Origin of the sequence: Salegentibacter sp. (assembly GCF_036568425.1) — a bacterium.
Classification (GTDB): Bacteria; Bacteroidota; Bacteroidia; order Flavobacteriales; family Flavobacteriaceae; genus Salegentibacter.
Genome location: NZ_DATCSO010000078.1, coordinates 1 through 22,772, shown reverse-complemented (window position 1 = coordinate 22,772; position 22,772 = coordinate 1). Strand labels below are relative to the sequence as shown.

General features: G+C 41.1%; 22 protein-coding genes. 8 read left to right on the top strand and 14 right to left on the bottom strand.

Annotated elements, in window-relative coordinates:
• The first annotated feature begins 15 nt into the window (after positions 1-15).
• A complete protein-coding gene (locus VIM94_RS07695) occupies positions 16-2,169 on the top strand; it encodes a prolyl oligopeptidase family serine peptidase (RefSeq protein WP_332038711.1) in 2,154 nt (717 codons plus the stop codon).
• Between the two features lie 228 nt (positions 2,170-2,397).
• Complete coding sequence (locus VIM94_RS07690; protein WP_332038710.1) at positions 2,398-3,363, top strand: ABC transporter ATP-binding protein; 966 nt, start codon at positions 2,398-2,400, stop codon at positions 3,361-3,363.
• On the opposite strand, the gene VIM94_RS07685 is transcribed toward VIM94_RS07690, so the two are convergent.
• From VIM94_RS07685 to pdxA, 9 genes are all read right to left on the bottom strand, one after another.
• The gene (locus VIM94_RS07685) at positions 3,364-3,813 is read right to left on the bottom strand and encodes a transcription elongation factor (RefSeq protein WP_332038709.1); all 450 of its coding nucleotides are present in this window, start codon (positions 3,811-3,813) and stop codon (positions 3,364-3,366) included. It lies immediately after the preceding gene.
• Complete coding sequence (gene mtgA, locus VIM94_RS07680) at positions 3,810-4,493, bottom strand: monofunctional biosynthetic peptidoglycan transglycosylase (protein ID WP_332038708.1); 684 nt, start codon at positions 4,491-4,493, stop codon at positions 3,810-3,812. Before mtgA ends, VIM94_RS07685 begins: the two co-directional genes overlap by 4 nt.
• Complete coding sequence (locus VIM94_RS07675) at positions 4,490-5,605, bottom strand: FAD-dependent oxidoreductase (protein WP_332038707.1); 1,116 nt, start codon at positions 5,603-5,605, stop codon at positions 4,490-4,492. The genes mtgA and VIM94_RS07675 overlap by 4 nt, the downstream gene beginning before the upstream one ends.
• Before the next feature lie 105 nt (positions 5,606-5,710).
• Positions 5,711-7,066, bottom strand: coding sequence for an acetyl-CoA carboxylase biotin carboxylase subunit (accC, locus tag VIM94_RS07670; RefSeq protein ID WP_332038706.1), 1,356 nt, complete (start codon positions 7,064-7,066; stop codon positions 5,711-5,713).
• 55 nt (positions 7,067-7,121) lie between these two features.
• On the bottom strand, positions 7,122-7,628 hold the full coding sequence (accB, locus tag VIM94_RS07665; RefSeq protein ID WP_332038705.1) for an acetyl-CoA carboxylase biotin carboxyl carrier protein: 507 nt from the start codon (positions 7,626-7,628) through the stop codon (positions 7,122-7,124).
• Positions 7,629-7,648: 20 nt separating this feature from the next.
• A complete protein-coding gene (locus VIM94_RS07660) occupies positions 7,649-8,644 on the bottom strand; it encodes a beta-ketoacyl-ACP synthase III (protein WP_332038704.1) in 996 nt (331 codons plus the stop codon).
• A 174-nt stretch (positions 8,645-8,818) separates the two neighbouring features.
• On the bottom strand, positions 8,819-9,016 hold the full coding sequence (gene rpmF / locus VIM94_RS07655; RefSeq protein WP_093409370.1) for a 50S ribosomal protein L32: 198 nt from the start codon (positions 9,014-9,016) through the stop codon (positions 8,819-8,821).
• Positions 9,017-9,025: 9 nt separating this feature from the next.
• Positions 9,026-9,559, bottom strand: coding sequence for a DUF177 domain-containing protein (locus VIM94_RS07650; RefSeq protein ID WP_332038703.1), 534 nt, complete (start codon positions 9,557-9,559; stop codon positions 9,026-9,028).
• A 97-nt stretch (positions 9,560-9,656) separates the two neighbouring features.
• Positions 9,657-10,703: a 4-hydroxythreonine-4-phosphate dehydrogenase PdxA gene (pdxA, locus tag VIM94_RS07645; protein ID WP_332038702.1), complete on the bottom strand. Its 1,047-nt coding sequence runs from the start codon at positions 10,701-10,703 to the stop codon at positions 9,657-9,659.
• 59 nt (positions 10,704-10,762) lie between these two features.
• Here pdxA and VIM94_RS07640 point away from each other — a divergent pair, with 59 nt between their 5' ends.
• A complete protein-coding gene (locus tag VIM94_RS07640; protein ID WP_332038701.1) occupies positions 10,763-11,356 on the top strand; it encodes a riboflavin synthase in 594 nt (197 codons plus the stop codon).
• On the opposite strand, the gene VIM94_RS07635 is transcribed toward VIM94_RS07640, so the two are convergent.
• Positions 11,334-11,621, bottom strand: coding sequence for a hypothetical protein (locus VIM94_RS07635; RefSeq protein ID WP_332038700.1), 288 nt, complete (start codon positions 11,619-11,621; stop codon positions 11,334-11,336). The two genes, VIM94_RS07640 and VIM94_RS07635, sit on opposite strands and share 23 nt — an antisense overlap.
• Positions 11,622-12,172: 551 nt before the next feature.
• Between VIM94_RS07635 and VIM94_RS07630 the strand changes: the two genes are divergently transcribed.
• Positions 12,173-12,535, top strand: coding sequence for a hypothetical protein (locus VIM94_RS07630; RefSeq protein ID WP_332038699.1), 363 nt, complete (start codon positions 12,173-12,175; stop codon positions 12,533-12,535).
• 229 nt (positions 12,536-12,764) lie between these two features.
• Here the strand turns inward: VIM94_RS07630 and pckA are convergent, their stop codons facing one another.
• Genes pckA through VIM94_RS07615 form a run of 3 tightly spaced genes read right to left on the bottom strand, consistent with a single transcriptional unit; the run spans position 12,765 to position 17,049 of the window.
• On the bottom strand, positions 12,765-14,399 hold the full coding sequence (gene pckA, locus VIM94_RS07625) for a phosphoenolpyruvate carboxykinase (ATP) (RefSeq protein WP_332038698.1): 1,635 nt from the start codon (positions 14,397-14,399) through the stop codon (positions 12,765-12,767).
• A gap of 19 nt (positions 14,400-14,418) precedes the next feature.
• Complete coding sequence (locus VIM94_RS07620; RefSeq protein ID WP_332038697.1) at positions 14,419-16,248, bottom strand: SLC13 family permease; 1,830 nt, start codon at positions 16,246-16,248, stop codon at positions 14,419-14,421.
• Between the two features lie 12 nt (positions 16,249-16,260).
• On the bottom strand, positions 16,261-17,049 hold the full coding sequence (locus tag VIM94_RS07615) for a universal stress protein (protein ID WP_332038696.1): 789 nt from the start codon (positions 17,047-17,049) through the stop codon (positions 16,261-16,263).
• 405 nt (positions 17,050-17,454) lie between these two features.
• Here VIM94_RS07615 and VIM94_RS07610 point away from each other — a divergent pair, with 405 nt between their 5' ends.
• The 4 genes from VIM94_RS07610 (at position 17,455) to VIM94_RS07595 (ending at position 22,044) form a co-directional block, all read left to right on the top strand.
• On the top strand, positions 17,455-18,597 hold the full coding sequence (locus VIM94_RS07610; RefSeq protein ID WP_332038695.1) for a porin: 1,143 nt from the start codon (positions 17,455-17,457) through the stop codon (positions 18,595-18,597).
• A gap of 25 nt (positions 18,598-18,622) precedes the next feature.
• The gene (locus VIM94_RS07605) at positions 18,623-19,297 is read left to right on the top strand and encodes a succinate dehydrogenase cytochrome b subunit (RefSeq protein ID WP_332038694.1); all 675 of its coding nucleotides are present in this window, start codon (positions 18,623-18,625) and stop codon (positions 19,295-19,297) included.
• On the top strand, positions 19,294-21,216 hold the full coding sequence (locus tag VIM94_RS07600; RefSeq protein ID WP_332038693.1) for a fumarate reductase/succinate dehydrogenase flavoprotein subunit: 1,923 nt from the start codon (positions 19,294-19,296) through the stop codon (positions 21,214-21,216). The genes VIM94_RS07605 and VIM94_RS07600 overlap by 4 nt, the downstream gene beginning before the upstream one ends.
• A gap of 78 nt (positions 21,217-21,294) precedes the next feature.
• On the top strand, positions 21,295-22,044 hold the full coding sequence (locus VIM94_RS07595; RefSeq protein ID WP_332038692.1) for a succinate dehydrogenase/fumarate reductase iron-sulfur subunit: 750 nt from the start codon (positions 21,295-21,297) through the stop codon (positions 22,042-22,044).
• Between the two features lie 37 nt (positions 22,045-22,081).
• Here VIM94_RS07595 and VIM94_RS07590 read toward each other — a convergent pair.
• Positions 22,082-22,772 (bottom strand): phosphoenolpyruvate carboxylase (locus VIM94_RS07590; RefSeq protein ID WP_332038691.1); only part of this gene is annotated, 691 nt, incomplete at its 5' end.

The following is a 22,772-nucleotide window of genomic DNA, read 5'->3' as shown; positions in this document are numbered from 1 at the left end:
ATCAAAACATAATTTATGAAAAAAACATTCTCCGGAATTTTTGCACTCGCCGTCCTGGCTTCCTGCACCGATTCTAAAACCGAAAACGAAATCAGTTTGAATTATCCTGAAACTAAAAAAGTAGATACGGTAACAAATTATTTTGGCACCGAAGTAAAAGACCCTTACCGCTGGCTGGAGGACGACCGCAGCGAAGAAACCGAAGAATGGGTGAAAGCCCAAAATGAAGTAACATTCGGTTATCTTGAAAAAATTCCATTTCGAAAAGACCTCGAGGAAAGACTTACAGAAATCTGGAATTATGAGAAAATAAGCGCCCCAAGAAAAGAAGGCGATTATATTTATTTCTCGAAAAACGATGGGCTACAGAATCAATATGTGGTATACCGTAAAAAGAAAGAAGAAGGGGAGACTGAGGTCTTTTTAGACCCTAATAAATTCAGTAAAGACGGCACTACTTCTCTGGCTGGACTAAGTTTCTCAGAGAATGGTAAAAAAGCAGCCTATGCCATTTCTGAGGGTGGAAGCGACTGGAGAAAAATTATTATTATAGATACTGAAAACAAAGAAGTTGTAGAAGACACCTTGAGAGATGTAAAATTCAGCGGGATCTCCTGGAAAGAAAACGATGGTTTCTATTATTCCAGTTATGAAAAACCCGAGGGTAGTGAGCTTTCCGCAAAAACCGATCAGCACCGACTATTTTACCATAAATTAGGAACTTCTCAGGAAGAAGACAAAGTGATCTTTGGTGATACTGAAGAACAGAAACATCGGTATGTAAGAGGTAGCGTTTCAGAAGATAATCGCTATTTGTTCATTTCAGCAAATAATTCAACTTCCGGAGGAAAACTCTATATGATGGACCTTCAGCAGGATAATCCTGAACTGGTCACTATTTTAGACCATGAAGAGACCGACACTTATGTGATGGATAACGAGGGAAGCAAGTTTTTAATAGTTACAAATCTCGATGCCCCTAATAAACGAATTGTAACCGTAGACGCGGCTAATCCAACACCTGAAAACTGGAAAGATCTTATCCCGGAAACCGAAAATGTGCTTAGCCCCTCAACCGGAGGTGGCTATATTTTTGCCGAATATATGGTTGATGCCATTTCCCAGGTAAAACAATATGACTACGACGGAGAACTGGTAAGAGAGATCGAACTTCCCGGAATAGGCTCGGCCGGTGGCTTTGGTGCCAAAAAAGACGAGAAAGAACTTTACTATTCTTTTACCAATTACGTTACCCCGGGTACTATTTATAAATTTGATATTGAGCAGGGTACTTCTGAAGTTTATAACAAACCCGCGATAAAATTCAACCCTGAAGATTTTGAAAGTAAGCAGGTATTCTATAAATCTAAGGATGGTACAAAAGTACCAATGATTATCACTCACAAAAAAGGCCTTGAACTTGATGGTAAAAACCCAACCATGCTTTATGGTTATGGAGGCTTTAATATAAGTCTAACCCCGTCTTTCAGCACAGCTAATGCGGTTTGGCTTGAGCAGGGAGGCGTTTATGCCGTGCCAAACCTTAGAGGAGGTGGTGAATACGGAAAAGAGTGGCACGATGCCGGTATTAAACTTAAAAAACAAAACGTTTTTGATGACTTTATCGCCGCTGCGGAATACCTTATTGAAGAAAATTATACTTCCAGCGATTATCTTGCTGTTAGGGGTGGATCAAATGGAGGTCTTCTGGTTGGAGCCACGATGACCCAAAGACCTGAGCTGATGAAGGTAGCTTTACCTGCCGTAGGGGTTATGGATATGCTGCGCTACCACACTTTTACTGCCGGTGCAGGTTGGGCATATGATTACGGGACTTCAGAAGACAACGAGGAAATGTTTAAATACCTTTATGAATATTCTCCCGTACACAATGTGAAAGAAGGAGTAGAATATCCGGCTACCCTGGTAACCACAGGAGATCATGACGACCGCGTTGTGCCTGCACATTCTTTTAAGTTTGCTGCAGAATTACAGGAGAAACAAGCCGGGAACAATCCTGTGCTGATTAGGATCGAAACCAAAGCCGGTCACGGTGCCGGAAAACCTACAAAAATGATCATAGAGGAATATGCCGATGTTTTTGGGTTTACCCTTTATAATATGGGTTTTGAAACTTTGCCTACCAAAATAGAAAAGGTTAAAGGCTAGTTGAAAGAATAACTCTTTAAATCAGCCGCCGGCACTAAGTATGCCGGCGGTTTTCTTTACCGTTTTCCGTTCCCGATTTTTCTTCGTCACTGCGGGTTATTTCAGTATTTTTTCCATATTTTTCTCTCAAAACTCTTTAAGCTTAATTAGCTTTAAGCCCGGAAAAGTTATTGAAATTAAGACTCTAATTGTTTTTAAATCATCCTTTCCTCAACAAGAACTTGTGTTATGCTTAAATTAAAGAACGTTTCCTTCGCTTACCTGGAGAAACCAGTCCTAAAGAACCTGAGTTTCAGTTTGAAGAAAGGAGAAAATCTCTCTGTTATTGGCGAGAGTGGTTGTGGTAAAAGCACTCTTTTAAAACTTATTTATGGCCTGCTGCATACCGATGGCAAAATTTTTTGGAACGATCAGGAATTGCTTGGGCCGCAATATAATATTGTTCCCGGGGAACCTTTTATAAAATATCTCGCCCAGGATTTTGACCTGATGCCTCCCTTGACTGTTGCTGAAAATATAGGAAAGCACCTCAGCAATATGTATCCGCGAAAGAAAACACGTCGGGTCAAAGAACTTTTAGAAGTAGTAGAAATGACCGAACTTGCAGATGAGAAAGCAAAACACCTAAGCGGTGGCCAGCAACAACGCGTCGCCCTGGCCAGAGCCCTTGCAAATGAGCCGGAATTACTATTGCTTGATGAACCCTTTAGCCATATCGATCATTTCAGAAAAAATAATCTGCGACGCCAGCTATTTTCTTACCTGGCAGAAAAGAACATCACCTGTATAGTGGCAACCCACGACAGTACAGATGCCCTTTCTTTTGCAGATAAAACCATAGTGCTTAAAAACGCAAAAATTCACGCTGAAGGCAGCCCGAAACAACTTTACCAGAATCCGCCTAATAAGTATGTGGCCTCCCTTTTTGGAGAAATAAATGAGATTATGCTAAAGAATCTGGATAGATCAGAAACCAGCAGGAAGAAAATTCTGGTATATCCTCACGAAATAAGTGTCTCGAACAAATCTGAAATAAAAGTAGGTGTAAGAAAAAACTTTTTCCGCGGCCAACATTATTTAATAAAAGCAGACCTAAACGACCAGGATATTTTTATCGAAAATCCAACAAATTTAAAAGAAGGTGATACTATTGGTATTAAAATCTCTCCTAAGCTCATTGAAGCCAGGAAATAGCTATTCTACGCTTAGAATACTATAGATTTGACCATTAAGGGTAAAATCCTCCCCGGATTTTTTATTTTTCATAGCAAGAGCTACCGGAGAATTAGTGCCCACAGCATAGAATTTTTCTGAATCAAGCCTTAACTCTCCCGCCGGCACGGCAATAAAATAATTAGCAGCATTCGTCTTTACTATACTTCCAAAATCCACCTTGTTCTGAGCTTGCACGGGAATAGCATTCAGGGTTTTTTTGAGCTTGCCGTATTGTTCCAGCTGCCCCGATAGTTTTTCAAATTCCAGGTGCAGCATTGCCCGGCCGGTTTCATATTTATCGCCCATAGAGCATTTGGTTTCCAATTTAAGTGCGGCCTGCAGGTCGTCTATGGCGGTATGAATGCGTTTTAATCGCTCCTCTACATACGAACCGGCTTCCGCTATCAATTTCTTTTTTAATTCACTCATTCTTCTCTTTTTTCAAAACTGAATTCTCCGTAATTCTTCATTTGTTTAACAATCCAACTCTTGCGACCCTCAATATAGCTGCTGGCAGGATTAGCTCTGTACTGCCGTGGATTAGGTAAAATAGCAGCTATGGCGGCTGCTTCAAAAGGCATTAGCTCTGAAGACGGTTTGTTAAACCAATATTGGGCTGCAGCTTCAGCCCCATAAATTCCAGGTCCCATTTCAATGCTATTAAGATAAACTTCCAAAATGCGTTCCTTACTCCAAAAAGTCTCGATTAAAAAGGTAAAATATACCTCCACCCCCTTTCTCACCCAATTTCTTCCCGGCCACAGAAATACATTTTTTGCAGTTTGCTGGGAAATGGTGCTGGCACCCCGCACTCGTTTTCCCTCCTTGTTTTCCTCCAGTGCTTTTTCAATGGCCTCGAAGTCGAAACCATTATGCTTAACGAAATTCTGATCTTCGCTGGCGATAACTCCAAGTTGGAGGTGTAAAGAAATCTCTTCGCGAGGCACCCAGCTATGCTGAATATTCTCATCCGGATTTTCCAGGTAACGAATCCCCATAAGCGGCGTAAACATTACCGGCAACCAATTTAAAAACACAACCGCCAAAACCGAAAATAGAATAAGTGCAGCGATGAGTTTCCAAATAAACCTAAATATCTTTTTTATCATTTCACAAGCTCTGAAAGTTCTTTCCCAACTAGGCTACCTATGGCAACCCCCATTCCTCCAAGCCGCACACCGCAATAAATGTTTTCTGAAAGCTGTTTCACAATAGGTTTTTTCTGTTTTCCAACCCCCATTATTCCGCTCCAGCGGTGGTCAATTTCAAATTGAACTTCAGGTAAAATGGTAGTTTTTAGCATTTCTTCCAGGCGATCCTGAATTAGTTTTGTTTGAGCCATCTCGGTGGTTTCTTCAGCTTTAAAATCGAGATTTCTTCCACCGCCCAGCAAGATACGATCATCGATATTTCTGAAATAATAAAATCCCTTATCCAGGTGGAAGGTACCTTTGATTTCCAAATCCTTAATTGGTTTTGTAATGAGTACCTGAGCACGGGCTGGTTTTACTTTCTCAATGCCGAGTTTCCCCGCGAAACCATTTGTGGCAATAAGCAGTTTTTTTGCCGAAAACTCCCCTTTATCGGTTTTTATTTTTACTGAATTTCCATTTTCTGAAAATTCTTCAACGCTAATAGTATTCAGGATTTTAACACCAGCTGACTGGACTTTGCGCAACAAGTTTTGCATCATTTTGCCGGTATCCAGCTGTCCTTCAAATTGGTTATAAATAAGTTTTTTCTGAATATTCCTAAAGCCAAAGACGATTTTTTCTTTGCTAAAAACCTTTTCTCCAAAAACCGACTCCAGCAATGTATTAACCCTGGGCATTTCAGAAAAGCATTCTTCATACAAAGCTTGGTCCTCGTTAGTAAAAAGCTCGTAGCCTCCATATTCTTTGTAACCTATATTAGCATCTCCAAGATTTTGCCTTAAAAGTTTAAGTCCCCTTAAACGTTTTTTAACCAGCTCCACAACTTCTTCTTCAGAATGGGATTGTAGATCGTCCCTGATCTCGGAGAGACTTCCAAAACAGGCAAAACCCGCGTTCTTGGTGCTCGCCCCATTAGGCAGGAATCCGCTTTCCAGAACGAGAATACGGGCTTTCGGGAAATGTTTTTTAAGATCGAGAGCACAATTGAGACCGGTTATCCCGCTTCCAACTATGCAATAATCAAGATTTGAAAACCAGGTTTTAGTTTCCCAATAAGAAAAATTCATCGGCTGTTAAATTTTCCCTGAAAATACAGAAAGTTTCCAATAAACAGATACAAAAAACCCCATAGCTAAAAAACTATGGGGATATTCTTTTTAGTTAAAGTAAAACTATTCTACTTCTTCCATAGGTTTCATTTTAAAATCCTCCATGAATTTGGTAGTGTAATTACCTTCAATATAATCGGGATGATCCATGAGTTGTCTGTGGAAAGGAATGGTAGTTTTAATTCCTTCAATAACAAATTCATCCAAAGCACGCTTCATTTTATTGATCGCTTCTTCCCTGGTTTGGGCAGTCGTAATAAGTTTGGCGATCATAGAGTCGTAGTTTGGCGGAATGATATATCCACTATACACGTGAGTATCAATTCGCACTCCGTGTCCGCCTGGTGCGTGAAGATTGGTGATCTTTCCTGGAGAAGGCCTAAAGTTGTTATAAGGGTCTTCAGCGTTGATTCGGCATTCGATAGAGTGCAATTGCGGGAAATAATTTTTTCCGGAAATAGGTACCCCAGAGGCTACCATGATCTGTTCCCTTATAAGATCGTAATCTATCACCTGTTCGGTAATAGGATGTTCCACCTGTATACGGGTATTCATCTCCATGAAATAGAAATTACGATGTTTATCCACCAAAAATTCTATGGTTCCCGCTCCTTCGTATTTTATGTATTCAGCGGCTTTTACTGCGGCCTCACCCATTTTCTTCCGAAGGCTATCGGTCATAAACGGAGATGGGGTTTCTTCAGTTAGTTTCTGGTGACGGCGCTGTACCGAACAGTCTCTTTCAGAAAGGTGGCAGGCTTTTCCGCTGCTATCTCCCACGATCTGGATCTCGATATGGCGTGGCTCTTCAATAAGTTTTTCCATATACATCCCATCGTTTCCAAAAGCTGCGCTTGATTCCTGACGCGCAGAATCCCAGGCATTTTGCAGGTCTTCTTCTTTCCATACGGCACGCATTCCTTTACCACCACCTCCGGCGGTAGCTTTAAGCATTACAGGAAATCCTATTTCTTTTGCAGTTTTAAGACAATCCTCATAATCCTCCAGGATTCCTTCTGAACCAGGCACGCAGGGCACACCGGCAGCTTTCATAGTAGCTTTAGCCGTAGCCTTATCTCCCATTTTGCTGATCATATCGGCTGAAGCGCCAATAAACTTAATGTCGTGTTCTTCACAGATCTTGGAAAACTTGGCGTTTTCAGATAAAAACCCGTACCCCGGATGGATAGCATCTGCATTAGTGATTTCAGCAGCCGCAATAATATTAGAGATCTTAAGATAAGATAGGTTACTTGGCGGCGGGCCAATACATACGGCCTCATCGGCAAACCTTACGTGAAGGCTTTCAGCATCGGCGGTAGAATACACCGCAACAGTGCTAATTCCCATTTCTTTACAGGTACGAAGAATGCGCAATGCAATTTCGCCCCTGTTGGCAATTAATATTTTTTTAAACATACCTATTGTTTTTTTGACCCAGGGAAAAACTCCCTTAAGCTAAATGGGCAGTAATTTATGATGGATCTACTAAAAATAATGGCTGATCGAACTCTACCGGAGAAGCATCATCTACAAGAACCTTCACTATTTTTCCTGAAACTTCACTCTCAATTTCATTGAAGAGTTTCATGGCTTCAATAACGCAAAGTACATCCCCTTCCTTAATTGAGTCTCCAACTTCTACGAAGGTTGGCTTATCTGGCGAAGGTTTACGATAAAAAGTTCCAATTATAGGAGACTTTATAGTAACGTAATTTGAGTTGTCTTCGTCTGAGGTCTTTTTCTCCCCGGCTGCAGGTGCAGGTGCATTCTCCTGTGCAGGTACCGGAGCCTGTTGCTGTTGGACCGGCATTTGTTGGGGCATTTGATTGCCCATAGGCACTTGCTGAACAATGGTTGTTTCCTTTTCGTCTGAGCCTGTTTTGATAGTGATCTTCACATCACCTGTTTCCAGTTTTACCTCGCTGGCGCCAGACTTGGCTACAAACTTGATTAAATTCTGAATTTCTTTTAAATCCATAATGTTAGGGTGTTGGTTTTTTAAGAATTATAAGCCCATTTCAGGAAAGTGGCTCCCCAGGTGAAACCTCCTCCAAATGAAGCGAAAATAATATTATCTCCTTTTTTAAAATTTTTCTCGTAATCGCTAAGCAACAAAGGCAAAGTTGCCGAAGTAGTGTTACCGTAACGTTCAATATTCATAAGTACCTTTTCATCTTCAAGGTTCATACGTTTAGCGGTGGCACCAACAATACGTTTATTGGCCTGGTGTGCTACCAGCCAATCTACATCTTCATTGGTTAAATGGTTGCGTTTCATGATGTGCTCACTGACTTCTGCCATATTTGAAACCGCAAATTTAAAAACTGTTTTTCCATCCTGACGCACAAAATGGAGTTTTCTGGCAACTGTTTGCTCATTAGGAGGCATTATAGATCCGCCGGCTTCAATATTTAAAGACGCGCGGCCCACAGAGTCACTTCTAAGGATCTCATCCTGAAGCCCGAAGCCTTCGTCATTTGGTTCCATAAGGACTGCTCCAGCTCCATCTCCAAAAATAATGCAGGTTGTTCTGTCAGTATAATCGATTATGGAAGACATTTTATCGGCTCCTATTACCAGTACTTTTTTGTATCTGCCGGATTCTATATAAGCTGATGCCGTGGACATCGCGTATAAAAATCCTGAACAGGCTGCCTGCAGGTCGTATCCGAAGGCGTTAACTGCTCCAATCTGGGTTGCGACGTGCACTGCTGATGCAGCCACCGGCATATCTGGAGTAGCTGTAGCGAGAATCACCACATCAATTTCAGCGGGATCCAGGCTGGATTTTTCAATTAGATTTTTCGCTGCCTCTATGGCAAGGTAAGAAGTCCCTTTATCGGGATCTTTGAGGATGCGGCGCTCTTTGATGCCTGTTCTGGAGGTTATCCACTCATCATTAGTATCAACCATTTCCTCCAACATTTTGTTGGTCAAAATATCTTCGGGCACATAGGCACCCACAGCGGTTATTGCAGCTGTGATTTCATTCATACACATCAAAATTAAACACCTTTCCGGGCCTTTTTTGGCAAAAACCCGCTAAAGAAATGTACTAAATATAACTTTAACGGGGGTGCAAATTAAGGTCTTTTTAGGACTTATTCAACTTAAAACAAAAAACTCCCACAAGGTGAGAGTTTCTATAATTAAGGAAGCTCTAAATTATTAAGCTTCAACTTCTTCTGTGTTGTCAATCAAAATCTGACCTCGGTAGTACAGTTTACCTTCGTGCCAGTGCGCTCTGTGGTACAAATGTGCTTCGCCTGTAGTAGGATCGGTAGCAATTTTAGGTACCGATGCTTTGTAATGTGTCCTTCTTTTATCTCTTCTTGTTTTAGAGATTTTTCTCTTTGGATGTGCCATGGCTTGCTATTATTTATCGTTTAATAAGTTTTTTAATTTATCCCATCGAGGGTCTGTTTGTTCCTCTTTTTTCTTCTTTTCTGTTAAGCTGAACTCGTCCAGTTTATCAAGTACTTCAGATTTCAACGTGCCGTCTTCTACGCCCGGGTGAACTTTCTTTAAAGGTACCGAGAGCACGACAAGCTCATAAATATACTGCTGTATATTTACCTCATATTCTCCGTGAGGTAAAATTAACAGGTCTTCATTATCATCGTTATACTCGTTGCCGAATTTAATTACCAAAAACAACTCCCCTTCTATAGGTTGGTCGTAAGGCTCGTTGGTGAGGTCGCAATTTACATTCACTGTTCCACTCACCGTAAATGTTAGCTCCATCATTGTTGTTTTTTTTTCAAACAACAAGTCCAGCTTAAGCCTGGCATCATTAAATTCTTCGTACCCAAAATGTTCAAAGAACGTGTTATCTATCTCGTACTCAAACCGGTGTTTTCCCAGCTTCAATCCCACATAAGGGATTGTATACTTAGCTAGTTTCCTCATTTCATCATCAGTTTCGAGCGCCTATTCCCTCAGGATAAGGCGGGTGCAAAGATATAAAAATTAATAAATTAACGATGATTTATAAACAAATTTTTGTTCATATCTTTTTGCGTTGTTTTTTAAGCGGGTTTTTGGTGAGTTCGGCATATTCTTCACGACAATTGAAAATCTCAATTCCTTTAAAAACAGCCTCCTTAAATGAGTTGATATCGGCTTCCCCTTTTCCGGCAATTTCAAAAGCGGTCCCGTGATCGGGTGAGGTACGTACTTTGCTTAATCCGGCAGTGTAATTCACCCCGTTTCCAAAGGAAAGCGTTTTAAAAGGTATAAGGCCCTGGTCGTGATAAGAGGCTATTACGGCATCAAAATTCTTATAGTTTTTTGATCCAAAGAAGCTATCAGCCGAATAGGGGCCGTATACAAGATCCCCTTTATCCCGTAATTTCTCGAGTGTGGGCTTCATTATTTCTTCATCTTCTTTCCCAATCACTCCCTGATCACCGCTGTGGGGATTGATACCCAGCACCGCAACCTTTGGTTTTGATATTCTGAAATCCTGTTTCAGACTGTTCTGAATTAATCTTATTTTCTTCTCAATGAGTTCAGGAGTGATCACTTTGGCAATATCCTTAAGGGCCACATGATCGGTAAAGAGCCCTACCCGAAGCTCGTCGCTTATCATAAACATAAGGCTTTCACCTTCAAGTTCCCGTGCAAGATAATCGGTATGTCCCGGAAAATTAAATTTTTCGCTTTGGATAGAATGTTTATTGATGGGTGCCGTAACCAGGATATCTATATCATTTGCTTTTAGCGCAGCCGCAGCAGCTTCCAAAGATTTGAATGCAAATTCACCCACTTTAGGATCTTCCTGCCCAAAATCTATATTTACGTTTTCCTTCCAGACATTTACTACATTAATCTTTCCGTCTATAGCTTTAGAAGGCTCATCTATCCCCTGGAAATTAAGGGAGAGTTTAAAGTGTTTTTTTACAAAATTGAGAGTTTTGGTATTAGCGAATATAACCGGAGTGCAAAAATCAAGCATCCGTGAATCATCAAAGGTTTTAAGCACTATCTCGCCACCAATCCCATTAAGGTCTCCAATACTAATTCCTAATTTTACCTTTTCAGCGTGTTTCATATACTTCCCGGCTTTTTATTGCTATTTTTACATCACAAATGTAACCAATATTATATAACATGTTTACCGGAATCATTGAAGAAACAGGTGAGATTACCGAACTGAACCATGAAAATGGCAACCTGAATATAAAAGTGAAGGCTCAAATCACTTCAGAATTAAAAGTAGATCAAAGTGTGGCCCATAATGGGGTTTGCCTAACAGTAGTAAATATAAAAGGCGAAGAATATACAGTAACCGCCATCCAGGAAACCCTGGATAAATCCAGTTTGGGCGATCTTAAAGTTGGCGATTTCGTCAATTTAGAACGCGGCATGAAAATCGGGGCACGGCTGGACGGCCATATCGTACAGGGCCATGTAGACCAGACGGCAATTTGTAAAAACGTACTTGAAAAAGATGGTAGCTGGGAATTCACCTTCGAATATGATCCTGCACAACAGAATGTGACCATTGAAAAAGGTTCTATCACGGTTAACGGGGTGAGTTTAACAGTTGTTAATTCAAAAATAAATGAATTCAGCGTAGCCATTATCCCTTACACCTACGAGCACACCACCTTTAAAAACCTAAAAATTGGTGATAAGGTGAACCTGGAATTTGATGTTATTGGGAAATACGTGAAACGCCTTAATGAACTTCGCCAGGCTTAGCTATTTTTTTAGTAGTATAAATTAGGCCAATAAGCAATCCGCCTACCAGCAGGTATGGAATATAATCGTCAACAGGAAGGCATAGCCCGGGTGGTGGTGGGTTAGGAAACCCATTGCCATCATTACCCTTAGGCACACAGGGTGGGCCTTGTCCTTTTCCTTGATTCATTTGTGGCTCCGGCGGACCGGTTTGGGTGAATACCTCAAAGGAAAAAAACAGCAGGAAGGCTGAAATTATTATTCCGTATTTATAATTTACCCTCATAGACGTGCGTAATGTAATACATTCCTTGGAATCACAAAAAAGTTAAAGGGGTAATGCTTTTATATAATCGGGGACTTGGGGTTCCGATACAAAATTAAAGTAAAAAGTAGTAGAATAAAACAGCTCACCTTTATCTACAAACCTTAAAGTTTCTCCTCCGGCTACGCTCAAAATCAACAAGAGTAAACTTACAGCATAAGTAGCTCAAAATCAAAAAAAGTCGGTGAAATTTTTGATTAAGTCGGTGAAAGACGTTGGAAGGAGACACCCAAGGCAATTTGTCTCTTACAGGCTGGGGTTAAATTATTTATAAAAAACTTCTAAGCTATATGGTAAAACATTCCCTTTTTTTAAAGGTTTAGATGCAAAAATCAAAGGGGGAATCATTTGATTCCTTTTTATAATCTCATTCAATTATTCTTTCTTTTTTATTTCTAATAAATGAAAAATGTAAACCGATTACTAATAGATTTGTTTTTCTAGAAAATATTCACAAATAAAACAGGCATATTTATTGATGATTTATTTTTTTAACTAAACCTCAATTAATTATGAAAAAACTATTTTACTTTTTTTCAATTTTATTACTTATTAGCTGCGCCAGCAAGGATACCTCGATGAATGACAATTATCGCACTGTCCGGGAACGTGTGGTAGCTGTGAAAACAGAAGGAAATTCAACTATTATTTCATCTGGAAGGCTGGACAAATGGTATAAGATAAACACTTTTTTAAACGAAGGAATGATTTACGAAATGACTATGGAAATCCCGAGAGTGGTGAAGGATCCTATAATTATTCCTGCCAATGTAATAAACTTTACGCCTGTTGATTATTTGCAACGTGATCTTTTTGGAAGGTATATTACCAAATACCATGAATTAAAAACTGCACAAACAGATCCTGAAAGTTAGATTTCAGTATAAAATTAGTGGAAGATTAATAATACGTAAATATTCCGAATTCATCTTGTATTCCGTTTCCATTCCTTAATAAATGCTTCACAAGCGCATTAATTATTACAGGAGTTAATAGAGTATGTATTTACTCAGGAATCAGGTCCAGGCAAAGAAAAAGCTTTGGAGCCCCATAAATGGCACCCCAAAGCTTTTTAAAATTGCTATTTAAGTAGTGTACCCCGATTTAAAAATGTTCTTCCAGGTGATGGTGTTCATCGATAAGGGGCCCTCCTGTGAGGATTTGCTCGGAAGCCTCTCCTGCAAATTTTTCAAAATTCAGGTGGAACGAGTGGGCCAGCTGTATTGCCTTTTGAATATAAGCTCCCTTATTCTCCCAGGTATTTATTGGGTCCAGCGTCTCTGCAGGAACCCCGGGGCAGGAAACAGGCATATGAAGACCAAAAATAGGATGCAATTTAAAATCGATATTTTCCAGTTGTCCTTCAAGAATGGCTGAAATCATGGCACGGGTGTATTTAAGTTTTATTCTGGAGCCCACTCCATAAGCGCCACCACTCCAACCGGTATTTATAAGCCAAACCTTAACATTTGCTTCAGTCATTTTTTTACTCAGCATTTCTCCATAAACCGTTGGGTGCAGAGGCATAAAAGGTTCTCCAAAACAGGCCGAGAAAGAGGGAACGGGCTCATGAATGCCGGCTTCTGTTCCTGCTACCTTTGCGGTGTAACCTGATATAAAATGATAGGCCGCCTGCCCGGGAGTAAGCCTGGATACAGGGGGAAGCACTCCAAAAGCATCACAAGTAAGGAAAAAGATATTGGTAGGGTTTTCTGCAAAGGAAGGCTGTTGAATATTTTCAATGTGATCTATAGGATAACTTACCCGTGTATTCTGGGTAATACTGCTATCTTCAAAATCTACCTTCCTACTGTTATCCTTAAAAATAACGTTTTCCAGCATAGCTCCGGGTTTAATAGCCCTGTAAATATCCGGCTCCTTATCTTCAGTAAGGTCTATCACCTTGGCGTAGCACCCGCCTTCAAAATTAAATATGATATTTTTTGCTGTCCAGCCGTGTTCATCATCACCTATAAGTTTGCGTTCAGGATCTGCGGAAAGAGTGGTTTTTCCGGTGCCCGAAAGACCGAAAAAAATTGCAGTATCCCCATCTTTTCCTACGTTGGCAGAACAGTGCATAGGTAATACGTTTTTCTCCACCGGCAGAATGAGGTTTAGTGCAGAGAAAATACCTTTTTTCATTTCGCCTGTATAAGCCGATCCTCCAATCAGGGCAATTTTTCTACTGAAGTTAAGTATGCTGAAATTTCCCTGGCGTAGGCCATAGGTTTCAGGGTCTTGTTCTACGTAACCGGGTGCACAAATTACCAACCAGTCTTCTTTAAAATCTTCAAGCTCTTCATCTTTAAGCCGAAGAAACATGTTCTTTACAAAGAAAGCAGACCAGGGGTACTCTGCGATAGTACGTACATTAAGCCGATATTCAGGGTAAGCTCCTACATAGCCATCATGTACATAGACCTCTTTCCCGCTAAGGTAAGCGGTGACCCTGTCATAAAGTTGATTAAAATTATCAGGAGAAATTGGTTTATTGACCTTCCCCCACCAAACTTTTTCCCTTGTATAATCATCTTTCACAAGAAAACGATCCTGCGGAGACCGCCCCGTAAATTTTCCGGTTTTAACGGCTAAAGTGCCGTTTTCTGTTTCTACACCCATATTTTTCTCTACGGTGATCTTCTGTAACTCTTCTCCGGAAAGGTTTCGGTGGGCTACAGTGTCTTTTAATCCGTATTTTTTTAAAATAGTGGCATCGGAATTTTTGACTAGTGTTTCCATAATTTAAGGTTTAATCATATTAATAAGGCCATATTAGCGGCACGAGGATAATTGTAGCAATGAAAAGCAATAAAAGAAGTGGAGCTCCAACTTTAAAATAATCGACAAACTTGTAATTCCCGGCTGTCATTACCATTGCATTGGTTGGAGTTGCAACAGGGGTTAAACAGGCGGTAGAGGCACTTACGGCAACCACCATCAAAAATGGTTCTACCGATAATCCGAGCTTGCCGGAAGCATAGAGGGTAATAGGAGCCATAAGAATGGCTGTAGCCGAATTACTTATGGCTTGACTAAAAAGGGAAGTCACCAGGAATATTCCCGCAAGAAGTGCCGTTGGGTGAATGGCTCCCAGAGAATTTACTAACCCATTAGCTGCAATTTGTGCCAGGCCGGTTTTTTGTAAGGCCAATCCCATCGGGATCATTGCAGCTATCATTATCACACTGGTCCAGCTTATCCCGCTGTAGGCCTTTGCTATGGGAACACAGCCGGTAAGCATAACGATTCCTGCGCATATTAATGCCGCGACAGATCCCGGCATCACATCAAAAACCAGAAGGAGTATCAGCAGCAACAGGGCACCCATTGCAATAAAGGATCTGTAGCTAAGCATATCTACATCCTTACTCATGGCCTCGGGGCTACCAACAATTACCAGGTTTTCATGGATTGATTTCAGGTTGTCTATATTCTTCCATGAGCCTCGTACGACAAAACTGTCACCGGCATGGATCTTTATTTTACTTTCGGTTAAAGGTTTGTTCCCCCGGGAAACCCCCAGTAATTGTATGCCGGTTTGCTCCAGGTAAGTACCCATAGCAACGGTTTGCCCAACAAGCCTTGAGCTAGGAGTGACTACCATTTGGGCCATACCCACTTCCAGGTTTATCAACTCTTCCTTAAGTTCTTTATCATTTGGAATTATAACCAGGTTGAAATCCAGGATCAGTCTATCTACCCCTTCTGTACTTCCTTTTACAATAATAACATCATGATACAGCAATTTGGTTCCCTGTAAAGGGATCTCCACAAATTTGGATTGCCTTTTAAAGGGTTTTGAATGCCTGCGCCTTAATCTTACAATAGATACCCCGTATTTTTCTTCAAGATTCCAGTCTGCAATTTTGGTATTAAGAAAAGGAGACATGGATCTAATCCTTAATCGGTACAAATTATGCCCAATACTGTAATCCTCAATCCATTTATGCATTTCAGAATCAATATTTATGGGCCGGTCCTTACTTTGCCTGGCGGGTAAAAGCTTTTGACCTATATACCTGAAATAAAGCAAAGTAATAATAAGTAAAGGAACCCCTATAAGGCTGAATTCAAAGAAGGAAAACCCGTCCATTCCATTCTGAATGAGCGTATCACTCACAATGATGTTCGGGGGAGTACCTGTTAAGGTAAGAAGGCCACCAGTATTGGAGCCATAAGCCATTGGGATAAGTAATTTGGAGGGCAGGGTTCCTGCAGTCCAGGCCGCTGAGACCGTCATAGGCATAAGGGCGGCTACGGCACCGGTGTTGCTCACTACTCCTGAAAGCAGGCCAGAGCCCAGCGTTATAAGTATAAGCAGCCTGTTGTTGCTCTTTCTTGCATAAGCAACAAACTTTCTTCCTGCCAGGGCAGTCCACCCTGTTCTGGAGAGACCTTCTCCAATAATAAACAAAGCGGCAATCATTATAACCGTAGGATTACTAAAACCACTAAGTGTCTCAGAAAGGTCCAGAATTCCAAAGAGGAACAGGGCTAACATAGACATTAGAGCTACCACGTCTGGCGGATATTTATCCCACACAAAGAGTACTATAGTTATTCCGAGTATAGCGAGAAGCAAATACATCTTTACTTGGGGTTAATCCAATACAAGGACTGGGATTTCACTCTTTAAAGTTATCTCCCTTGTTAATTTTCCTTTAGATGGGGAACCGGTTTTAGAATGAGTTTTAGGCATAATGGCCAATAGATCCACGTCATGCTTTTTGATATAAGTATCAATACCTTCCAGGATATCTTCATTCTCTGCAAAACTATGATGAGAGTAAAACATTTCAAGATAATACTGCAGGGTGTTCTCATTTTTTTCATCGGCTTCAGAATATCCTAAACTTTCCGGGCTGCGACTTACTGTGAGCACATCAACCTCTGCATTAGATCTACTGGAGACATCCAGCAACAGGTTTAATGTGGAAGTGTCATGCATCACATCTTCTCCCAATGCCAGCAATATCTTGTCCAGTTTAAAATATTTATGGCTCACAGGTACTACTAATACAGGCAAATCTGCTTCCAGTACAAACCTGGAGGTCCTGGTTACCGGAGATTCTGCTCCTTCTTCGGCACCGCTAGTACCCATTATCACAAGATCTATATCCAGTGTTTTATGGATATCAACAACAGCATCTGTAAAATGTCCGGTGCGAAAATGGTAACTCATCTCGGGCTCACCGGCACCCTGATGTTTTTTCAGCAATTCATCAAAATTCTTTTTGAGCTCTTTTTCTTTATCCTTTTCCATCTTTGTTTTGGAAATGTAGAGCAGATTGATCGTTGCTTTCTCGCACCTGGATCCAAATTTAATGGCATACAGCAAGGCATTCATTGAAACATCAGAAAAGTCGAATGGAATTAATAAATTTTTCATAATCATAGTTTTAAGCGGTTAAAAAAGTACTCTACTTTCCTTATGAAATTCGTACAAAAAAAATTTGTTTTAGAAAGTAACTAAAGATACTTTTCCTTCCTCCTCAAAAATATGACGACGGTCATATTTCATCTGCTTATAAGATACCTCAAATGCGCTGGGAGCCCTTGCTATAAGCGAAAACGTTGTAGTTGAACAAAACTTTGAAAATAGGGCTGAAAGTGGAAAATCGAAACAAAAGTTTAACATTAATTTATGATTATATACAAACCAGATCCAGCCAAAATTAATTTCAATTTTATAATAAAAATGAACCGGGAACTGATTAAGATCAACTTCTGCCTTCCCGGAAGTATATACCTTTATCAAAGAATATTTTTCTGTCCCTAACCTGAATTTACCGTTATGAGAAGCTGTTCAAACTGCAGTATTTCAATTTTTTCTTTAATTTTTGCCTTGCTTCTTAGTAATTTGAATGCATTTGCCCAAAATGATAGCCTTATTGACGATTACTCCTACTTTAAAAGAAATTTTAAATTGAACGCCCTTGTAGTTGGCAGGTATACCACTTCTCTAAACAGTGATACAGATTATCTTGGGAAACACTTTGTCGATGACGAGGATGTGGTAACCAACTCTTTCGAAATGCAATACGTGCGTTTATCGACGAGCTTCTTTATTAATGACAGGATTTCGACTTCTATCCTGGTGAATTTAGCCGATTTTAAAAAGGATGAAATAACTGGGAAAGTCCTGGAAAATGCCTTTGTGACCTACTCTCATAATTCTTATTTTAAATTAAGGATTGGCCAGTTCAGACCCTTTTTTGGGCTGGAAGATTTGCATCCTTTTCAGCTGGATAATTCTTATGCCTGGTCCAGGCAGTACTCCTTATTTGGCAGGAACGGGTGGCAAAGCTTCCAAATAGGAGCTGCCGCCTTTGGATCCCTTGAATCCAAAATTCTATCCTATTACCTTACAGTATATAATGGTAATAACAAAAATATAATTGGTGATAATGACAGTTCTAAGAACTTAACTTTACGTTTTGAATATATGCCTGTTTCCGTTTTGAAAATTGGATTCAACGGGGGTACAGCCCGTTATAAAGGCCAAAGAGCCAATGCCTATGGCATAGACGGGCAGTTGAAGCAACCCCTGGGAGACAGATTTGATCTTGATATTAATACCGAATATAAGAAAGGGACAAATTTTGAGACATTTCGCAGTTCGGAAGAAGCACTTCCAAATCTAGACGATTATAATATGGAAGGCTTTTATTTTCTTACCAGATTAAGATATAAACTCTACGCCCCGCGCTTACGAGCCCTGGAATTAAGTTTCAGGCAGGAATATCTGGACAGGAATACTTCTGTTGAGAATGATGAGCTTCTGACCTATGTGCCTATGGCCAGCCTGGTTTTTGCCGGAACTTATGATGCTAAAATATCCCTTGTAGGAGTAATCAACGATTATAAGTCTAATATACCGGGCACTTCCCAGTACGACTCTAATAAAATGCTGATACAATTTCAGGTGGCCTATTAGAATGATTAATAAAAAACTTTAACCTATGATATGGTATATTAAAAATTCAGTTACAAGGAAAAATCTTATGGCCATAACCGGTCTTTTCCTGTCCTTCTTTTTGATCATTCACCTTGCCGGAAATTTACAGCTTCTGCTTCCCGAAGCCACGGCAAAACTGCAATACAATTCTTACAGCCAATTTCTGGGCGGCAACCCTCTAGTGATCGCTATATCCTTTGTGCTGTATGCCTGTATAATTCTGCACACCGCAGATGCCATATATCTCGCAATAAAGCGTAGGAAGGCTAATGGAGCTACTTATTCAAGAGACAGAAGAGGAAGGGCGAGCACCTGGTATTCCCGGCATATGATGGCCTTAGGTGTTATAGTTTTTGTTTTTTTAGTGATCCACTTTAAAGATTACTGGTACAGGTATAAATTTGGAGATCTGCCGCTGGATGAAAATGGCAACAGAGACCTCTATACCCTGGTGATGGTGTCTTTTGAACAATTATGGTATGTTATTCTTTACGTAATAGCTATCATCGCCCTGGGATACCATTTGCTTCACGGTGTCTTTAGTGCTCACAGGACTATAGGCTTATATCATCCCGTTTATAATACTATCATAAAGGTACTGGGAATAATTTTCGCAGTTGTAATTACTATAGGCTATATTATTATTCCGGTTTTCATCTATATAAATCACCAGCTATGAGTAAGATAATAAACACTAAAGTACCGGCGGGACCGCTGGCTGAGAAATGGAGTAATTACAAAGCATCAGCAAAACTGGTGAGCCCGAATAACAGAAAGAAACTTGATGTAATCGTTGTTGGCACCGGCTTGGCAGGTGCATCTGCTGCTGCTTCTCTCGCAGAAATGGGTTATAATGTAAAAAGCTTTTGTTTCCAGGATTCAGCAAGAAGAGCACATTCTGTAGCTGCACAAGGTGGGGTAAATGCCGCAAAGAATTACAGGAATGATGGGGACAGCGTGTACCGAATGTTTTATGACACTATTAAAGGAGGAGATTTTAGATCCCGTGAAGCCAATACTTACCGACTGGCCGAATGCTCTGCTAATTTAATAGACCAGGCAGTAGCACAGGGTGTTCCTTTTGGACGAGAATACGGTGGGTATCTAAGGAACCGCTCTTTTGGCGGGGTGCAGGTATCCCGGACTTTCTATGCACGCGGACAAACCGGACAGCAATTACTGCTGGGGTCTTACCAGGCACTACTGAGGCAAGAAAACACAGGAAAAGTAAAACTTTTTACCCGTCATGAAATGCTGGACCTGGTGCTTATTGATGGCAAGGCCCGTGGAATTATTGCCCGAAATCTGGATACAGGAGAAATTGAACGTCATGCCGCACATACAGTAGTTCTTGCCACCGGCGGATTTGGCAAGATCTATTATCTTTCTACCCTTGCCATGGGCTGTAATGCTTCAGCTATTTGGCGGGCTCATAAAAAAGGCGCTTTCATGGCCAATCCCAGCTGGACTCAAATTCACCCAACCTGCCTTCCGCAGAGCGGAGAATATCAGTCCAAGCTTACCTTAATGAGTGAATCCCTTCGGAATGACGGCAGAATATGGGTGCCTAAAGCTAAAGACGAAACAAGAGCTCCCGGTGAAATACCTGAAGAGGATAGGGATTATTACCTCGAGCGAAAATATCCTTCTTTTGGAAATCTTGCTCCCCGGGATATTGCTTCCAGGGCCGCCAAGGAACAAATTGACATTGGGAAAGGGATTGGCCCTCTTAAAAACGCAGTATACCTGGATTTCTCCAAAGCTATTAAAGAATACGGCAAAGATGTTATTGCCGAAAGGTATGGGAACTTGTTCACCATGTACCGAAAAATTACAGGAACCGATGCTTATAAAGAACCGATGAAGATTTCCCCCGCGGCCCACTTTTCAATGGGAGGTTTATGGGTAGATTATGAACTTATGACTTCCATCCCGGGGCTTTTTGCTATTGGAGAGGCAAACTTTTCAGATCACGGGGCAAACCGACTGGGAGCCAATTCTCTTTTACAGGCCTGTGTGGACGGATATTTCGTCTTGCCTTATACCCTGCAGAATTATTTAGCAGATGAAAGTAAGGATTCAAAGATTTCAGCAGATCATCCTGCCTTTGAAGAAGCGGAACAAAATGTTCAACAGCAAATGGAAAAATTCTTAAGCTGTAAGGGAAAACGAACCGCCGAAGATTTCCATAAAATCATTGGCAAGGAATTATATGACAAATGTGGCCTGCTTCGTACCAAAAAAGGATTGGAGGAAGCAATTCAGAATATACGGAGGATAAGAAAAGAGTTTGAAGAGGACCTTATGGTGCCGGGAGATGCAGATGAGGTTAACAGCGAATTGGAAAAAGCCGGAAGGGTTGCAGATTATATGGAACTGGCAGAGCTAATGTGTATAGATGCCTTACACAGGGAAGAATCCTGTGGAGCTCATTTCAGAGGAGAGCACCAGACGCAGGAGGGTGAAGCAAAAAGGGATGATGAAAATTTCAGTTATTCAGCGGCCTGGGAATGGTCCGGAGACATTTCTGCTCCTATCCTGAATAAAGAACCCCTGGTCTTTGAAACCGTTGCTCCAACTATAAGGAGTTATAAATAAGAGAAAATTTCTTCCGCAGCTATAAAAAAATTCGGAAAGGAAATTTAAAAGAATAGCATTCAATTAAATCACATCAGGATGAGAATAATTTTAAAGATCTGGAGACAGAAGAACAGGGATACCAAAGGAGAATTTTGTGATTATGTGCTGGAAGAGGTGTCAAGGGATATGTCTTTTCTGGAAATGCTGGATATGCTCAATAGCCAGCTGGTAAAGCAGGGAGAGCGGGCAGTAGAATTTGACCATGATTGCAGGGAAGGTATTTGCGGACAGTGTGGGGTGATGATCAACGGAATAGCCCACGGCCCCCTTAAGCACACGACTACCTGCCAGTTGCACATGCGGGAATTTAAAGATGGGGACACCATTTATGTAGAGCCCTTTAAAGCAACTTCCTTTCCTGTAGTACGGGACCTGAAAGTAGACCGTTCATCCCTGGATCGTATTATCGCCTTTGGCGGATATGTTTCAGTAGATACCGGCCAGGCACCTGAAGCCAACAGTATTCCTGTAACCTATCATGAAGCAGAAACCGCTTTTGACGCTGCCGCCTGTATTGGCTGCGGGGCTTGTGTAGCTAGTTGCAAAAATTCCAGCGCGGCTTTATTTACCGGTGCCAAGATCACCCACCTCGCCCGCTTACCACAGGGTGATAAAGAGACTTCTTCCAGAACCGTGGAGATGGTGAATCAAATGGAGGAAGAAGGCTTCGGGCATTGTAGCAATACAGAAGCCTGCCAGGTGGAATGCCCGGAAGATATTTCGGTGCTCACTATTGCAAAAATGAACTATGAATATAACCGGGCGAAAATCCTGTTTAAAAAATAATTTATAAATACCTGTTTCCTCAATTTAATCCCTGGATTTAACCAGTGTTTTTAAGTCCGCTTGCAAGGGCGGTTGTTATCTCCAGCAAAAGGGTCACCAGGGAACTCTCATTCCGGTCATTACTGGCTCTCCATAGCTCCAGGTTTTTAATCTGTAAATAATGCAGGGTTAGAAGCGCATCCTCTCTTCGGTTTAAATTGTCCAGCAGACTTTGGCGGCGTTCCTCTCTGCTGGCATCAAACATAGCACCTATTTGTTCCAGACTTTCAGTATGCTCGGTTTTAATAATTTCTGTGAGTTGCTGCCGAACATCTTCGTTCTTAACCAATTCAGCATAGAGGCTCATAACCTCTGGGGACGCATTCATAAGATTGGTTTCCACCTGTATAAGGATATAACGCAGCAAAGGCCATTTTTCAGCAAAATCCCTGAGCTGGGTATAACTTTCCTTATCCTCATTCTTCAGCTTTTGCAATGCATAGCCTATTCCAAACCAACCGGTAATATTAAAGCGGGATTGATTCCAGCTGAAAACCCAGGGGATTGCCCTGAGATCTCCCAGGGTTCTTGTTCCGGTGCGACGCGCGGGGCGGGAACCTATTTTACTTAATTCCAGCACATCAATTGGCGTTGCCTCTCCGTAAAATTCCAGGAAGGAAGGATGGTTTATCAAATCCTGATACTTTTCCTGGGAATACTGAGCGAGTTTTCTCAAAGCTGCAACAGGA

What these genes read in the sequence shown, in the direction of transcription:
- VIM94_RS07595 (WP_332038692.1), top strand. Translation starts at nt 21,295, where the DNA reads ATGAGAATAATTTTAAAGATCTGGAGACAGAAGAACAGGGATACCAAA.
- accC (WP_332038706.1), bottom strand. Translation starts at nt 7,066, where the DNA reads ATGTTTAAAAAAATATTAATTGCCAACAGGGGCGAAATTGCATTGCGC.
- VIM94_RS07690 (WP_332038710.1), top strand. Translation starts at nt 2,398, where the DNA reads ATGCTTAAATTAAAGAACGTTTCCTTCGCTTACCTGGAGAAACCAGTC.
- VIM94_RS07620 (WP_332038697.1), bottom strand. Translation starts at nt 16,248, where the DNA reads ATGTATTTGCTTCTCGCTATACTCGGAATAACTATAGTACTCTTTGTG.
- VIM94_RS07685 (WP_332038709.1), bottom strand. Translation starts at nt 3,813, where the DNA reads ATGAGTGAATTAAAAAAGAAATTGATAGCGGAAGCCGGTTCGTATGTA.
- VIM94_RS07600 (WP_332038693.1), top strand. Translation starts at nt 19,294, where the DNA reads ATGAGTAAGATAATAAACACTAAAGTACCGGCGGGACCGCTGGCTGAG.
- VIM94_RS07630 (WP_332038699.1), top strand. Translation starts at nt 12,173, where the DNA reads ATGAAAAAACTATTTTACTTTTTTTCAATTTTATTACTTATTAGCTGC.
- VIM94_RS07660 (WP_332038704.1), bottom strand. Translation starts at nt 8,644, where the DNA reads ATGAATGAAATCACAGCTGCAATAACCGCTGTGGGTGCCTATGTGCCC.
- VIM94_RS07640 (WP_332038701.1), top strand. Translation starts at nt 10,763, where the DNA reads ATGTTTACCGGAATCATTGAAGAAACAGGTGAGATTACCGAACTGAAC.
- pckA (WP_332038698.1), bottom strand. Translation starts at nt 14,399, where the DNA reads ATGGAAACACTAGTCAAAAATTCCGATGCCACTATTTTAAAAAAATAC.
- VIM94_RS07635 (WP_332038700.1), bottom strand. Translation starts at nt 11,621, where the DNA reads ATGAGGGTAAATTATAAATACGGAATAATAATTTCAGCCTTCCTGCTG.
- VIM94_RS07675 (WP_332038707.1), bottom strand. Translation starts at nt 5,605, where the DNA reads ATGAATTTTTCTTATTGGGAAACTAAAACCTGGTTTTCAAATCTTGAT.
- pdxA (WP_332038702.1), bottom strand. Translation starts at nt 10,703, where the DNA reads ATGAAACACGCTGAAAAGGTAAAATTAGGAATTAGTATTGGAGACCTT.
- accB (WP_332038705.1), bottom strand. Translation starts at nt 7,628, where the DNA reads ATGGATTTAAAAGAAATTCAGAATTTAATCAAGTTTGTAGCCAAGTCT.
- VIM94_RS07650 (WP_332038703.1), bottom strand. Translation starts at nt 9,559, where the DNA reads ATGAGGAAACTAGCTAAGTATACAATCCCTTATGTGGGATTGAAGCTG.
- VIM94_RS07610 (WP_332038695.1), top strand. Translation starts at nt 17,455, where the DNA reads ATGAGAAGCTGTTCAAACTGCAGTATTTCAATTTTTTCTTTAATTTTT.
- mtgA (WP_332038708.1), bottom strand. Translation starts at nt 4,493, where the DNA reads ATGATAAAAAAGATATTTAGGTTTATTTGGAAACTCATCGCTGCACTT.
- VIM94_RS07695 (WP_332038711.1), top strand. Translation starts at nt 16, where the DNA reads ATGAAAAAAACATTCTCCGGAATTTTTGCACTCGCCGTCCTGGCTTCC.
- VIM94_RS07605 (WP_332038694.1), top strand. Translation starts at nt 18,623, where the DNA reads ATGATATGGTATATTAAAAATTCAGTTACAAGGAAAAATCTTATGGCC.
- rpmF (WP_093409370.1), bottom strand. Translation starts at nt 9,016, where the DNA reads ATGGCACATCCAAAGAGAAAAATCTCTAAAACAAGAAGAGATAAAAGA.
- VIM94_RS07615 (WP_332038696.1), bottom strand. Translation starts at nt 17,049, where the DNA reads ATGAAAAATTTATTAATTCCATTCGACTTTTCTGATGTTTCAATGAAT.